Consider the following 15,049-nt stretch of genomic DNA (forward strand, 5'->3'; position numbering starts at 1 on the left):
TTATTTTTTCTTTTCCGCCTCCATTTTCTTCGCCAGCGCAATGGTCTCTTCTGCCAGCTTGACGACTTGAGCCTGGAAGACAGCGGTTTCCTTGCCAGTTTCGAACGTGGCCCGCATGTTGGCGTAGAGCGCGGCATTGGTGGCCGAGATGCCCAGCACGGCCGCCAGCACACTGCTGATGGCGGTGACGATGATGGTGCTGCGTAAGCTGCGGATTTCCGCCCGGATTTCCGCCAGCATGGCTTCGATCCGGTCCATGCGGGCCTCGGATGCTTGATGGTGCGCGTCCGCAATTCTTTGCCGCTCGTCAATTAATTTGACGAAATTGGCGAACGTCGTTTCTACTGACGTTATCCGACAGCCCATTGTGGCTTCGATGTTGGTTGACAGAGTCATGAATGGTTAGACCTCCCATGCCCGACAAGTTCGGTCCGCTGTCAATATTATTGCGTCGGTTGGTGAATTTCGTAATTGCAGCGCGTGGCTGGTGCCAGCACAATGGTGCGCATAAAAATCCCTGAGACATTTCCCATGCATATCCGCCTTGCCGCCGCCCTGGCTGTCTTGTCCTCGTCCGCGTTCGCGGCGCCCAGCGATCTGAACGTCTATGCCGGCCATCCGCTCGCGTCCGGCCGCATCAGCATTTCCGACGCCGACTCCAGCAAGACCCTGGAGGGCGACAAGGTCGAGATCGCCAACCTGCCCAAGGAGCCGGAGAAGGTGATCGCGGTCAGCAAGTCGGCCAAGGCGAAGAAGGGCGATGCGCTCACGTTGAACTGGAACAAGGCCTGGTATGCCAGCCTGCGGGTGCAGGGCGGCAAGCCGGTCGATCTGCGGCCCTACCTGGCCAAGGGCGTGCTGGCGCTGGACCTCAATGTGGATGAGCTGTCCGAGGGCGGCCTGAGCTTCCGCCTCAGCTGCGGCGAGAATTGCGAGCGCAGCGTGCCTTACGTGATCCCCGCGCGCGCGGCGGCCGGCAAGGGCTGGCAGCACCTGGTGATGTCAGCCAGCTGCTTCTATCGCGAGGGCGACGATTTCAGCAAGATCACCCAGCCGTTCGAACTGAACGGCACCGGCAAGGGCAAGGTCGCCATCGCCAACATCAAGTATCAAATGACCGGCAAGCCCAACGTCAGCTGCCCGGATTACAAAACCGTATCCGTCACGCCGGACAAGCTGAACGAGTCGTGGTCGATCAGCTGGTGGACGCCGCGCCACGAGAAGAAGCTGGCCGAGGCCAAGCAACTCGGCAAGAGCGCGCAGGTGGTGTTCATCGGCGATTCCATCACCGAGGGCTGGGAAAAGAGCGGCGCGCCGATCTGGGACCGCTATTACAAACCACTCAACGGCATCGCGCTCGGCTTTGGCGGCGACCGCACCGAGAACGTGCTGTGGCGCCTGCTACACGGCGAGGTGGACAGCCTCGACCCGAAAGTCGCGGTGCTCATGTTCGGCACCAATAACACGGGCCACCGCCAGGAAGATCCGAAGACCACCGCGGCCGGCATCAAGCGCAATATCGAGGAACTGCGCAAGCGCCTGCCGAACACCAAGATCCTGCTGCTGGCGATTTTCCCGCGCGGCGAAAAGCCGGACGACAACCTGCGCCAGATTAACGACAAGGTCAACGCCATCATCGCCGGTTACGCCGACAACCAGAAGGTGTTCTTCGCCAACATCAACCAGGCTTTCCTGCAACCGGATGGCTCGCTGTCGCGCGACATCATGCCGGACCTGCTGCACCCGAACGAGAAGGGCTACGAGATCTGGGCCAAGGCCATGGCGCCGGAACTGGCCAAGCTGCTGCCGGCGGCCGCGCAGTACGCGTGGGATAACGTGTCGATCGGCGGCAGCGGCTTTGTCTCGGGACTGGTCACCAGCAAGACCGAGCCGGGATTGATCTACGCCCGCACCGACGTCGGCGGCGCCTATCGCTGGGACGTAAAAAAAAACGCTGGATTCCGCTGATGGATTGGGTGTCCGATAAGGACACCGGCCTGCTCGGCATTGAATCGCTGGCGATCGATCCTTCATCGCCCAACAAGCTCTACATGTCCGCCGGCATCGCCTACCTCAACGGCGGCGCCAGCGCCATCCTCAAGTCGGACGACTACGGCCAGACCTTCCAGCGCATCGACGTCACCAGCCAGTTCAAGGTGCACGGCAACGGCATGGGACGCGGCAACGGCGAGAAGCTGCAGGTCGATCCCGCCAACGGCAAGATCCTCTACATCGGCACGCGCGCCAACGGCTTGTTCAAGAGCACCGACGAGGGCCTGACCTGGCGGCGTCTCGACGGCCTGGACGTCACCACCACCAACAACCACAACGGCATCAGCTTCGTGCTGCTGGACGGCGGCAAGATCTACGCCGGCGTTTCGCGCTATGGCGACAATATGTATATGTCCGCCGACGGCGGCAACACCTTCACGCTGATGCGGGGCGGCCCCGCCAGGCTGATGCCGCATCGCGCGGTGGTGGCCAACGGCAAGCTGGTGGTGACCTTCGCGCAGGGGGCCGGTCCGCACGCGGACAAGGCCAAGGGCGAGGCGCTGGAGGAGGGCGGCGTGTGGCAATACGATATCGCCAGCGGCCGCTGGGCCGACATCTCGCCGCCGCTCAACCGCGCCTACGCCGGTATCACCGTCGCGCCCGACAATCCGCAGCGCATGGTGGTGTCCACCATTTCCTATTACCAGATGCGCGGCGGCATCGGCGACCAGTTCTATGAAACGCTGGACGGCGGCAAGAGCTGGAAAAGCATCGTCGCCAACGGCGTGCAGATCGACGCGAACGGCGTCAGCTGGATTGCCGGCAGCTTCATCCACTGGACCGCCAGCATCGAGTTCGATCCGTTCGACAGCAAGCGCCTGATGACGGTGTCCGGCAACGGCGTGTTCGTCTCCACCGACATCCATGCCGACAAGCCGGTGTGGAAGTTCGAGGACATGGGGCTGGAGGAATCGGTGCCGCTGAACCTGGTCAGCATCCCCGGCGGGCCGGTGATTTCCGCCATTGGCGACTACGACGGCTTCCGCCACACCGACGTGACGCAGTACGCGCCGATCCACACGCCGACCATGGGCACCACCTGGGGCCTGGACTACGCGGCGCAACAGCCGAACGTGGTGGTGCGCGCCGGCACGTCGATGTATATCTCGCACGACATGGCGCTGAGCTGGAAGAAGACCGCCACCATGCGCGGCATCAAGGGCCAGGTGGCCTTGAGCGCCGATGGCAAGGTCATCGTGCACTGCCCGGAGCAATCCACCACCTGCCACCGCAGCACGGACGAGGGCGCGACCTGGAGCGAGGTGCGCGGCCTGCATACCGAACGCGGCCGCGCCGTCGCCGACCCGGTCAACCCGCGCAAGTTCTACGCGCTGGCCGGCGACCGTCTGCTGGTGAGCACCGACGGCGGCGCCAGCTTCGCGCCGTCGGCCGCGGTGCTGGCCACGGCCAAGGGCTCGAAAGCCGTGCGCGCGGTGCCGGGGCGCGAGGGCGATGTCTGGGTGGCGCTGTACGACGGCGGCCTGGTCCGCAGCACCGACTCCGGCGCCAACTTCAGTCGACTGAATGTTGTCAGCTATGCAGCGGCGGTCGGCTTCGGCAAGGCCGCGCCGGGCGCGGACTACCCCACGGTCTACATCTGGGGCGACGTCGGCGGCGTGCGCGGCGTGTTCCGCTCCACCGATCGCGGCGCCTCCTGGTTGCGCATCAACGATGACCAGCACCAGTACGGCGGTCCCGGCGACGCCCAGTTCGTGATCGGCGACATGAACACCTTTGGCGTGGTTTACATGAGCACGGCCGGTCGCGGCATCGTGTTCGGCAAGCCGAAAACGTAATTTCTTTAAAGAATTTAGTCAATTTCGTTATGGATCAAGCGAAATTTTTCATATCTGCACCATCCGGACGCCATGTACCATCGGGACGGCCATACACGTCTTGGAACGGGGTAGTTGATATGCAGATGAAGTCACACCGGATTGCGCTGCTGTTTAATGCAAATAAGATATTCGATCGCGAAGTGATCGCGGGCATCGCCGCGTACCTGAGCTCCACGCGCGCATCCTGGGACTTGTTCCTGGAAGAGGATTTTCGACTGCGTCTGCCCGGCATCGAGCGCTGGCAGGGCGACGGCATCATCGCCGACTTCGACGACCCGGCCGTGGCCGAGGCGTTGACGCGCAGCCGCATCCCGGTGGTGGCGGTGGGCGGCTCGTACGAGAACCAGTCGGCCTATCCCGAGGACGTGCCGTACGTGGCCACCGATAACTTCAAGCTGATCAAGATGGCGCGCGATCACCTGATCGAGGCCGGCCTGCGCCACTTCGCCATGTTCTCGCTGCCGGAGGCGCAGGAGAACCGCTGGGCGCAGGAGCGCGAGCACGCCTTCCGCGCGCTCATGAAGCAGGACAAGATGGAGCCGCACATCTACCGCGGCCTGGGCACCAGCGCGCCGTCGTGGGACGAGGCGGTGGATCAGCAGATCAAGTGGCTGCATAGCCTGCCCAAGCCGGTCGGCATCATCGCCGTGACGGACGCGCGCGCGCGCCAGTTGATGCAGGCTTGTATCATGGCCGGCATCGCGGTGCCGGAGCAGGTGGCGCTGATCGGCATCGACAACGATCCGCTGGCGCGCATGCTGACCCGCATCCCGTTGAGCTCCGTGATCCAGGGCGCGCAGGAGATGGGCCGCACCGCCGCCCACTTGCTTGACCAGATGCTGCATGGGGTGCGCATGAGCGGCACGCGCGTGCTGGTGCCGCCTGTCGGCATCAACGTGCTGGCCTCGACCCAGCACGAGGCGCCCAAGCATCCGCACGTGATGCGCGCGCGCCACTTCATCCGCCAGTACGCCTGCCAGGGCATCAAGACGCACCAGGTGGCGGAATACGTGGGCATTTCGCGCTCGTCGCTGGAGTCCTACTTCCGGCAGGAGCTCAATTGCAGCGTGCATGATGTGATCCTGCGCTTCAAGCTCGATGCCGCCACCTCGATGCTGACGCGCGGTGAGCGCAGCATCGCCGAGGTGGCCCTGTGTTGCGGCTTCACGTCGGTGCAGTACATGCACGCGGTGTTCAAGCGCGAGCTGGGATGCACGCCGCGCACCTACCAGGATCGCGCCATGATGGGCATCGTCGACGACGGCTCGGCGCTGCCTCCGCCTGAACTGGCGGCGTAAATTATGACCGCGCTTGGTGATTTTCGTAATTGCGGCTAATGTTTGAGCGGGTCAAAATCCTCAGCTATTCGCTAGATGCCTGGAGATTCGACCTTGGAAACACAAATCAATTCGCTGCTGCCGGTGGACGCGGCGCGCGCAGTACTGGTGGGCCGCGTATGGCGCCACGGTGAAATCAACGGACCTTGCGTGGTCGCGGTACGCGCCGGCGAGGTGTTCGACATCTCCACGCACGCGCCCACCATGTCCGACCTGCTGGAACGCCCGGACGCGCTGGACGTCGCCCGTTCCGCGCCCGGCGTTTCGCTGGGGCCGGTGCAGGACCTGCTGGCCGCCGCGCTGCGCAACGACGTCAATGACGCCAGCGCGCCGCGCCTGCTGGCGCCGTGCGACCTGCAGGCGATCAAGGCTTGCGGCGTGACCTTCGCGGTGAGCCTGCTGGAACGCGTGATCGAAGAGCAGGCGGCCGGCGATCCGTCGCGCGCCCATGCGCTGCGCGCGGAAATCCAGAACATCATCGGCTCCGACCTGTCCGCCATCAAACCCGGTTCGCCGGCCGCGCAAAAGCTGAAGGAAGACCTGATCGCGCGCGGCCTGTGGTCGCCGTACATGGAAGTGGGCATTGGTCCGGATGCGGAAGTGTTCTCCAAGTCGCAGCCCATGTCGGCCGTGGGCGTGGGCGCGGACGTGGGTCTGCACCCGGATTCGAAATGGAACAACCCGGAGCCGGAAGTCGTCTTGGCCGTCAACAGCAAGGCGCAGGTGCTGGGCGCCACGCTGGGCAACGACGTCAACCTGCGCGACATCGAAGGCCGCAGCGCGCTCCTGCTGGGCAAGGCCAAGGACAACAACGGCTCGTGCGCCATCGGCCCGTTCATCCGCCTGTTCGACGAACACTTCACCATCGACACCGTGCGCGACGCGGAACTGAGCATGCTGATCGAAGGGAAGGATGATGACTTCCAATTGGCAGGCACCAGCCGCATGCGCGAGATCAGCCGCGATCCGCTGGACCTGGTGAGCCAGGTGTGCGGCCGCCATCACCAGTACCCGGACGGTTTCATGCTGTTCCTCGGCACCATGTTTTCGCCGATCAAAGACCGCGACGCGGCGGGCGGCGGTTTCACCCACCACTTGGGCGACCGCGTGACCATCTCCACCCCGTCGCTGGGTGCGCTGGTCAACCACGTGCAGCGCAGCGACGCCATCGCGCCGTGGACCTACGGCGTGCGCGCCTTGCTGGAACGCGCGCGCAGCGGCATCGGCGCGCGTTCGGCCAGCGCCAAGGCCAAGCCGCAGACCACGCCGGAGCAGGCGATCTATCCTAGCCTGAACGGCAAGCGGGTGGTGATCACCGGCGGCGGCAGCGGCATCGGCGCCGGCATCGTGGAAGCCTTCGCGCGCCAGGGCGCGCAGGTGACGTTCCTCGATATCGCGGAAAAGGATTCGCTGGAACTGCAGGCGCGTCTTTCGGCCTTGTCGGCGCCGCCCAGGTTCGTGCACTGCGATCTGACCGATCTCGATCGTCTGGGCAAGGTGTTCAGCGATATCGGCCCGGTTGATGTATTGATCAACAACGCCGCCAATGATGACCGCCACGCCATCAAGGACGTAACGCCGGCGTACTGGGAAAACCGCATGGCGGTCAACCTGCGCCACCTGTACTTCTGCGCGCAGGCCGTGGTGCCGGGCATGCAAGAGGCGGGCGGCGGCGTGATTCTGAATTTCGGTTCCATCTCGTGGCACTTGGCCTTGCCGGACCTGACTTTGTACATGACCGCCAAGGCGGCCATCGAGGGCATGACGCGCGGCATGGCGCGCGATCTGGGCCGCGACAACATCCGTGTCAACGCCGTCATTCCTGGCGGCGTGCGCACGCCGCGCCAGGAAGCGCTGTGGCATACGCCGGAAGAAGAAGCGCGCATCCTGGCCGGCCAATGTCTGCCGCAGCGTGTGGAGATCGCCGACGTGGCGGCGCTGACGCTGTTCCTCGCTTCCGACAGCGCGGCGCGCTGCTCCGGCCGCGAGTACTTCGTGGACGCCGGCTGGTATGGTGCATGACATGACGCGCCGCTACCGCTCGCAGGACTGGTTCGACAACCCGGACCACATCGACATGACCGCGCTGTATCTGGAGCGCTTCATGAACTACGGGATCACGCCGGAAGAGCTGCGCTCCGGCCGCCCCATCATCGGCATCGCGCAATCGGGCAGCGACATCAGCCCGTGCAACCGCATCCACCTGGAGCTGGCCAAGCGCGTGCGCGACGGCATCCGCGACGCGGGCGGCATCGCGATGGAGTTCCCGCTGCATCCGATCTTTGAAAACTGCCGCCGTCCGACCGCCGCCATCGACCGCAATCTCGCCTACATGGGATTGGTCGAGATCCTGCACGGCTATCCGATCGACGCGGTGGTGCTGACCACCGGCTGCGACAAGACCACGCCGTCGCAGCTGATGGCCGCCGCCACGGTGGATATTCCCGCCATCGTGCTGTCCGGAGGGCCGATGCTGGACGGCTGGTTCGAAGGTGAGCTGGCCGGCTCCGGCGCCGCCATCTGGAAGGGCCGCCGCCAGCTGGCGGCGGGGCAGATCGACAACGACAAGTTCCTGCAGATCGCCGCCGCCTCGGCGCCGTCGGCGGGGCACTGCAACACCATGGGCACGGCGTCGACCATGAACGCCATCGCGGAAGCGCTGGGCATGTCGCTGACCGGCTGCTCGGCGATTCCCGCGCCGTACCGCGAACGCGGCCAGATGGCTTACGAGACCGGCCGCCGCATCGTGGAGATGGCGAAGCAGGACATCAAGCCGTCCAGCATCCTGACGCGCGAAGCCTTCCTCGACGCCATCGTGGTCAACGCCGCCATCGGCGGTTCCACCAACGCCCAGCAGCACATCGTCGCCATGGCGCGCCATGCCGGCGTCGAGCTGCGCTCCAGCGACTGGATGGAGTACGGCCACAAGGTGCCGCTGCTGCTGAACATGCAGCCGGCCGGCAAATTCCTCGGGGAGCGCTTCCACCGCGCCGGCGGCGTGCCGGCCGTGATGTGGGAGCTGGAGCAGCAGGGCATGCTGCGTTCCGAGCGCGCCACCGTCACAGGCCGCAGCATGAAGGAAAACCTGGTGGGCCGCGAAACCTTGGACCGCGAAGTGATCTTCCCGTTCAACGCGCCGTTGAAGGAAGACGCGGGCTTCTTCGTCCTGAGCGGCAACCTGTTCGACTTCGCCATCATGAAGACCAGCGTGATCTCGCCGGCCTTCCGCGCGCGCTACCTGAGCACACCGGGGCGGGAGAATATCTTCGAATCGCGCGCCATCGTGTTCGATGGTTCGGGCGACTACCACGCGCGCATCAACGACCCTTCGCTGAACATCGACGAGGACTGCATCCTGGTGATACGCGGCGCCGGCCCGGTGGGCTGGCCCGGCTCGGCGGAGGTGGTCAACATGCAGCCGCCCGACGCGCTGGTCAAACGCGGCATCAACTGGCTGCCGACGCTGGGCGACGGCCGCCAGTCCGGCACCTCGGACAGTCCGTCGATCCTCAACGCCTCGCCGGAGAGCGCGGTGGGCGGCGGGCTGGCGTGGCTGCGCACCGGCGACCGTATCCGCGTCGACCTGAACGCGGGCCGCTGCGACGCGCTGGTCGATCCGGCCGAGTGGGAGCGCCGCAAGCAGGACGGCATCCCGCCGGTCCCCGCAAGCCAGACGCCGTGGCAGGAAATCTACCGCAGCACGGTAGGCCAGATGGAGTCGGGCGCTTGCATGGAACTCGCTGTACCATATCGTGGCGTGGCAAATGACATGGCACGCCACAATCACTAGGTACAACCGGAGACAGGAACGATGAAGAAAATTCTCAGCACGGCGGCCATCGCCGTCATGATGGCTTTCGCCGGCGGCAACGCCATGGCGGACGCCAAGAATCCCAAGATCGGCTTTTCCATCGATGACCTGCGCCTTGAGCGCTGGGCGCGCGACCGCGACTACTTTGTCGCCGCCGCCGAGCAGCAGGGCGCCAAGGTCTTCGTGCAGTCGGCCGACGCCAGCGAGCAGCGCCAGATCGCGCAGATCGAGAATCTGATTTCGCGCGGTGTGGACGTGCTGGTCATCGTTCCCTACAACGCCACCGTGCTGACCAACGCCGTGCGCGAGGCGAAGAAGGCCAAGATCAAGGTGATCTCGTACGATCGCCTGATCCTCAACGCCGATATCGACGCCTACATCTCCTTCGATAACAACATGGTGGGCCAGTTGCAGGCGCAAGGCGTGCTGGCGGCCAAGCCGAAAGGTAACTTCTACCTGCTGGGCGGCGCGCCGACCGACAGCAACGCCAAGATGCTGCGCGAAGGCCAGCTGAAGGTGCTGCAGCCCCTGATCGACAAGGGCGACGTCAAGGTGGTGGGCAAGCAGTGGGTCAAGGACTGGAGCCCGTCCGAGGCGATGTCCATCGTGGAAAATGCGCTGACGGCCAACGCCAACAAGATCGACGCGGTGGTGGCCTCCAACGACGCCACCGCCGGCGGCGCGATCCAGGCGCTGGCCGCGCAGAAGCTCGATGGCAAGGTCGCCGTGTCCGGCCAGGACTCCGATCTGGCGGCGGTTAAACGTGTAATCGCCGGCACCCAGACGCTGACCGTGTACAAGCCGTTGAAGCTGATCGCATCGGAGGCGGCCAAGCTGTCGGTGCAGCTGGTGCGCGGCGAGAAGCCGGCCTTCAACGCCAAGTACAACAACGGTTTCAAGGACGTGGACTCGGTGTTCCTGAAGCCCATCGCGCTGACCAAGGCCAACGTGGACCTGGTGGTCAAGGACGGCTTCTACACGCAGGCCCAGCTCGGAAATAAATAAGTTTGCAACACGGGGCCGTCCGGTCCCGTGCTTCTGTGTGATCGACGCTACGATTGCTTATTATCATTCGCCCGCTTGGTGAATTTCGCAATTGCCGCTTCATAGTCTAACTTGCACAATGATTCAAATTCGCGCGCACTGGCACCCGGCCAGCTGAACGCAGCGATAAAAATACACAGCGAGTGAGACGACATTCAATAGACACCAGAATTCCGCGCTGATCCAGCGCCGGCGGGACAACTCGACCTCCCGCATTCCAGATTTACCCCGCAGACGACGAGAAATACAAAAACTAATAGCCAAAGAGCTATACCCAAATTCGTATAACTTTGGAGAGCGAAGAATGAAACATCTCAAAAAAACGGCAATCGCAATGGGCCTGGCCCAGATGACGATGATGCTGAGCGGCGCAGCCGTGGCCCAGACGACTGATGCCCCTAAAACCGAAACCGCAGCTGAACCGGTGGCGGTGATCGTGACCGGCCAGCGCGCAGCGCTGCAATCGGCACAGAAGATCAAACAGAACTCCGACGAAATCGTTGATTCCATCGTCGCCGAAGACATGGGCAAGCTGCCCGACCGTTCGGTGACCGAGGTGCTGCAACGCGTGGTCGGCGTCACCATCGACCGCACCATGGCCAAGGGCGACCCGGAGCACTTCTCGGTCGAAGGCTCGGGCGTTTCGATTCGTGGCCTGAGCTACGTGCGTTCCGAGTTGAATGGCCGCGACTCGTTCTCGGCCAACGGCGGCCGCTCGCTGAACTTCGAGGACGTGCCGCCGGAACTGGTGGCGGGCGTCGACATCTACAAGAACCCATCGGCGGAGCAGATCGAGGGCGCCGTCGGCGGCCTGGTGAACCTGCGCACCGCCATGCCGTTCGATTACAAGGGCTTCAAGGCCGCCATTTCGGCCGACCGCACCTGGTCGGAACTGAAGAAGGGCAAGACCTCGCCATCGTATTCGGGTCTGGTTTCCAACCGCTGGAAAACCCCGATCGGTGAAGTGGGCGCCTTGCTGGACCTGGCGTACTCGGAAAGCGGCACCCGCACCGACGCCTTCCAGGTCGAGCCTTACTATCCACTGAAGGACGCCAACGGCAACAGCGTGTTCGCACCGAAGGGCGCGCAATGGCGTACCCTGGAGTTCAACCGCAAGCGCGAAGGTGCCTACGGCGCGCTGCAATGGAAGAAGGACGACTGGTCCAGCAGCCTGACCTACTTCAAATCGAAGTATGAGATGAAATGGGACGAGCAGGCGATCTTCGCCCAGTCCAGCCCTTACAACATCCGCCTCTCGCCTGATTCCACCTTCAATTCGAAGGGCGCGCTGCTGACCGGCACCCTGACCGACTCCACCGGCGCCGGCATCAACTTCGGCGACGACACCCGTGCCGCCAACCGCAAGTCAGACACCACCGACCTGTCGTGGAATCTGCGTTGGCGCCATGACAGCTGGACCGTCACCACCGACCTGCAGCACATCAAGGCCAAGACCAACAGCTTCGACTCCACCGTGGCCACCGGCGTTCAAATGCCGAAGGAAAAACTGGACCTGACCGGCAACGTGCCGAAGCTGATCTTCGACGACGCGGACCGCGCCTACCTGGCGAATCCGAACAACTACTACTGGGCGTTCACGATGGAACACCTGGACCGTAGCAAGGCCGACGAAACCGCGTGGAAGACCGACGTCAAATACGACTTCGATCATCCGGTGCTGCGCGACGTGCGCTTCGGTGTGCGCCTGACCGACCGTTCGGCCACCACCACCAACTCCAACCCAAGCTACAACTGGGCCGCCATCACCCAGCCATGGCAGGGCGAGATCTCGCACCTGGCTTACCTGGGCGATCCGCGCTTCGCCGGCAACACCAGCCTGCACAGCTTCGATAACTTCTTCAACGGCGGCGTGTCGGTGCCGTCGGTGGTGTTCCCGAACGTCTCGCTGGCCCAGGGCTATCCAGGCACCTACGCGCAGCTGCACACCTACCACGACATCCTGTGCGCGGAGAAGGGCAACACCTGCTCGCCATGGACGCCTGCCACCTTCGGCACCGATCCGGCCGGCACCAACGAGCAGTCGGAGAAAACCAAGGCGCTGTACGGCCAGCTGCGCTTCGGCTGGGATAACCTGAAATATCCAGTCGATGGTAACGTCGGCCTGCGCTACGTGAAGACCGATTCGACCGCGCACGGCTACACCGTGTTCAGCTCGACCGCGCCGACCGGCAGCAACCTGACCGGCGTGCCGATCCCGTCGATCGCGCCGTTCTCCAAGGCCCAGGACTTCGACAACAGCTATCACAACGTCCTGCCTAGCCTGAACCTGCGCCTCAAGGCGACCGACACGCTGCAATTCCGCTTCGCCGCCGCCTCGGCCCTGTCGCGTCCAGACTTCACGCAGCTGCAAGGCTACACCGTGCTGTCGCAAACGGCCGATACCACCACCATCGGCGGCGTCACCAACGTCAACAGCGTGACGCAGAACGGCACCGGTTCGGGTAACCCGATGCTGCGTCCGACCACCTCCAAGCAGGTCGACCTGACGGCGGAATGGTACTTCGCCCCGAGCGGTTCGTTCACCGTGGCGGTGTTCAACAAGCGCCTGAAGGACATCATCGTCAACCAGGTGTACAACTACCAGTTGGCTGACAGCACCGGCAAACTGCAGAACTTCACGGTCACCGGCCCGATCAACGGCGCCAGGGGCCATGCGCGCGGCGTCGAGCTGGCATACCAGCAGTACTTCGACAAGCTGCCTGGCGCGCTGTCCGGCCTGGGCCTGCAAGCCAACTTCACCTTCGTCGACAGCAAGCGTGATCTGTACAATCCGGTGTACTCGAAGTACTGCACCGGTGGCGACAGCGCCGCCAACGTCAACCTGAACCTGAATGGCTGCGACACCAACGGCACCACCTTCGGCAATCTGCCGCTGGAAAACCTGTCGCGTCAGTCGTACAACATCGCACTGCTGTACGACAAAGGTCCATGGTCCTCGCGCCTGGCCTACAACTGGCGTTCGAAATCGCTGCAAGGCGTGAACGTCAACGGCACCAAGGGCGGCGACGCCACGGACTCCAATCCGGCCAGCCCGACCTTCGGCCAGACCAACGTGGCGTGGGCGCTGCCTACCTGGGCGGACGCATACGGCCAGCTGGACGCGTCGGTGTTCTACAAGTTCAGCGACAAGGTGCAACTGGGCCTGGAAGCGCAGAACCTGACCGACTCGACCTACAAACAGCTGATGCAGCAAAATATCGGTATGATGGGCCGCGCATGGTTCAAGACCGGCCGTCGCGTGGTCGCGAAACTGAGCTACGACTTCTAACCTAAGAAAGGCATTAATCTAGATGAAGCAATCCGCCCGCCAGCTTGTCACCTCCCTCAGTTTTTTGATGGCCGCAGCTGGCGCGGCGGCCGCCGCCGACATCCCGCAGATTGTGAAGAAGGACGGCCGTTTCGCCTTGATGGTGGACGGCGCGCCCTTCGTCATTCTCGGTGGTCAGGCGCAGAATTCCAGTAATTACCCGCTGGCCTTGAACAAGGTCTTCGCGGCGATCAAGGACATGAACGCCAACACCCTCGAAATCCCGGTCGCCTGGGAGCAGATCGAGCAGGTGGAGGGCAAATTCGATTTCAGCTACGTCGACACGCTGGTCGCCGAAGCTCGCAAGAATAAAGTGAAACTGGTGCTGCTGTGGTTCGGCACCTGGAAGAACACCGGCGCCAATTACGCGCCGGAGTGGGTCAAGTTCAACAACGCGCGCTTCCCGCGCATGGTGTCCAAGGACGGCAAGATCACTTACTGCCTGTCGCCGCAGGGCGAGGAGACGCTGAAGGCCGACAAGAGGGCCTTCGTTGAGCTGATGAAGCACATCAAGAAGATCGACGAGGCGCAGCGCACCGTCATCATGATGCAGGTCGAGAACGAGGTGGGCACCTATGGCTTCGCGCGCGACTACGCGCCGAAGGCCGAGGCGCTGTTCAATCAGCCGGTGCCGCAGGTGGTGCTCGATCATAAAAAGTCGCCGGTGGCGCTGGCCAAGACCGGCACCTGGAAGCAGGTCTACGGCGACTACGCCGATGAATACTTCCACGCTTACTCGATCGCCAGCTATATCGAGGAAATCGCCAAGGCCGGCCGCGCCGTCTACAACCTGCCGATGTACGTGAATAACGCGCTGCGCGATCCGCTGGAGAACCCGGTCAAGCCGTGGAAGGAAAACTTCGCCAGCGGCGGCCCGACCTATGACGTGATCGACATCTACCGCGCCGCCGCGCCGCACATCGATTTCGCCGGTCCGGACATCTATGGCCCGGACTCCAAGAAGTTCACCGCAACGCTCAATCACTTCCAGCGCCCGGACAATCCGCTGATGGTGCCGGAGATGAGCAACGCGCCGGAATACGTGCGCTACACCTGGCAGGTGCTGGGCCGCGGCGCCATCGGCTTCTCGCCGTTCGGCATCGACTACGCGGACTACAGCAATTTCCCGCTCGGCCACAAGGCCACCGACAAGACCATGGTGGAACCGTTCGGCAAAATCTACGCCGTGTTCCGCCCGATGGAACGCCAGTGGGCCAAGTGGGCCTTCGAGGGCCGCACCTACGGCGTGGCCGAAGGCGACGACCGCCAGCCGCAAACCGTGGACATGAAAGGCTGGAAGGCGACCATTTCGTTCCGCGAGTGGCAGTTCGGCGAGCGTGACTACTTCAAGGACGTGAAGGATCTGCCGGCCGGCACCGAGAAGCCGAACGGTGGCGTCGCCATCGCGCAGATCGGCGATAATGAATTCATCATCGTCGGCCAGCGCGCGCGTGTGAAGATCGATCACGCGGCGGGCAAACCGTCGATGTGGGCGCGCGTGGAGGAAGGTCATTACGACGCCGCCGGCAAGTGGATCATGGAACGCAACTGGAACGGCGACCAAACCGACTATGGTCTCAACCTGACCGGCAATCCGGTGGTGTTGAAGGTCAAACTCGGTACTTACTAAAACGGAGAC

The 15,049-nt window shown here is 63.6% G+C and carries 9 protein-coding genes; 8 read left to right on the forward strand and 1 reads right to left on the reverse strand.

The genetic code is table 11. The features are described from left to right. Positions 1–396: a hypothetical protein gene (locus FHW83_RS11325; protein WP_176646452.1), complete on the reverse strand. Its 396-nt coding sequence runs from the start codon at positions 394–396 to the stop codon at positions 1–3. 135 nt (positions 397–531) lie between these two features. Here FHW83_RS11325 and FHW83_RS30675 point away from each other — a divergent pair, with 135 nt between their 5' ends. The 8 genes from FHW83_RS30675 (at position 532) to FHW83_RS11360 (ending at position 15,040) form a co-directional block, all read left to right on the forward strand. Then, a complete protein-coding gene (locus FHW83_RS30675; RefSeq protein WP_229224126.1) occupies positions 532–1,968 on the forward strand; it encodes a GDSL-type esterase/lipase family protein in 1,437 nt (478 codons plus the stop codon). Continuing rightward, positions 1,968–3,848: an exo-alpha-sialidase gene (locus tag FHW83_RS30680; protein ID WP_229224127.1), complete on the forward strand. Its 1,881-nt coding sequence runs from the start codon at positions 1,968–1,970 to the stop codon at positions 3,846–3,848. Before FHW83_RS30675 ends, FHW83_RS30680 begins: the two co-directional genes overlap by 1 nt. Positions 3,849–3,973: 125 nt before the next feature. Continuing rightward, entirely contained in the window at positions 3,974–5,188 is a 1,215-nt protein-coding gene (locus tag FHW83_RS11335) for a XylR family transcriptional regulator (protein WP_176646453.1), read from the forward strand. Between the two features lie 93 nt (positions 5,189–5,281). Then, on the forward strand, positions 5,282–7,249 hold the full coding sequence (locus FHW83_RS31220) for an SDR family oxidoreductase (RefSeq protein WP_308936747.1): 1,968 nt from the start codon (positions 5,282–5,284) through the stop codon (positions 7,247–7,249). After that, positions 7,239–9,017, forward strand: a complete 1,779-nt coding sequence (locus tag FHW83_RS11345; protein ID WP_176646455.1) for an IlvD/Edd family dehydratase — start codon at positions 7,239–7,241, stop codon at positions 9,015–9,017. The genes FHW83_RS31220 and FHW83_RS11345 overlap by 11 nt, the downstream gene beginning before the upstream one ends. A 57-nt stretch (positions 9,018–9,074) precedes the next feature. Beyond that, positions 9,075–10,043 (forward strand): D-xylose ABC transporter substrate-binding protein, encoded by a 969-nt coding sequence (xylF, locus tag FHW83_RS11350; RefSeq protein WP_373997197.1) that lies wholly within the window; start codon positions 9,075–9,077, stop codon positions 10,041–10,043. 343 nt (positions 10,044–10,386) lie between these two features. After that, positions 10,387–13,371: a TonB-dependent receptor gene (locus FHW83_RS11355; RefSeq protein ID WP_176646457.1), complete on the forward strand. Its 2,985-nt coding sequence runs from the start codon at positions 10,387–10,389 to the stop codon at positions 13,369–13,371. A 22-nt stretch (positions 13,372–13,393) separates the two neighbouring features. Continuing rightward, positions 13,394–15,040, forward strand: a complete 1,647-nt coding sequence (locus tag FHW83_RS11360) for a DUF5597 domain-containing protein (RefSeq protein ID WP_176646458.1) — start codon at positions 13,394–13,396, stop codon at positions 15,038–15,040. Positions 15,041–15,049 lie beyond the last annotated feature (9 nt).

This window comes from Duganella sp. SG902 (assembly GCF_013376005.1).
In the GTDB taxonomy this organism is placed as follows: Bacteria; Pseudomonadota; Gammaproteobacteria; order Burkholderiales; family Burkholderiaceae_D; genus Rugamonas.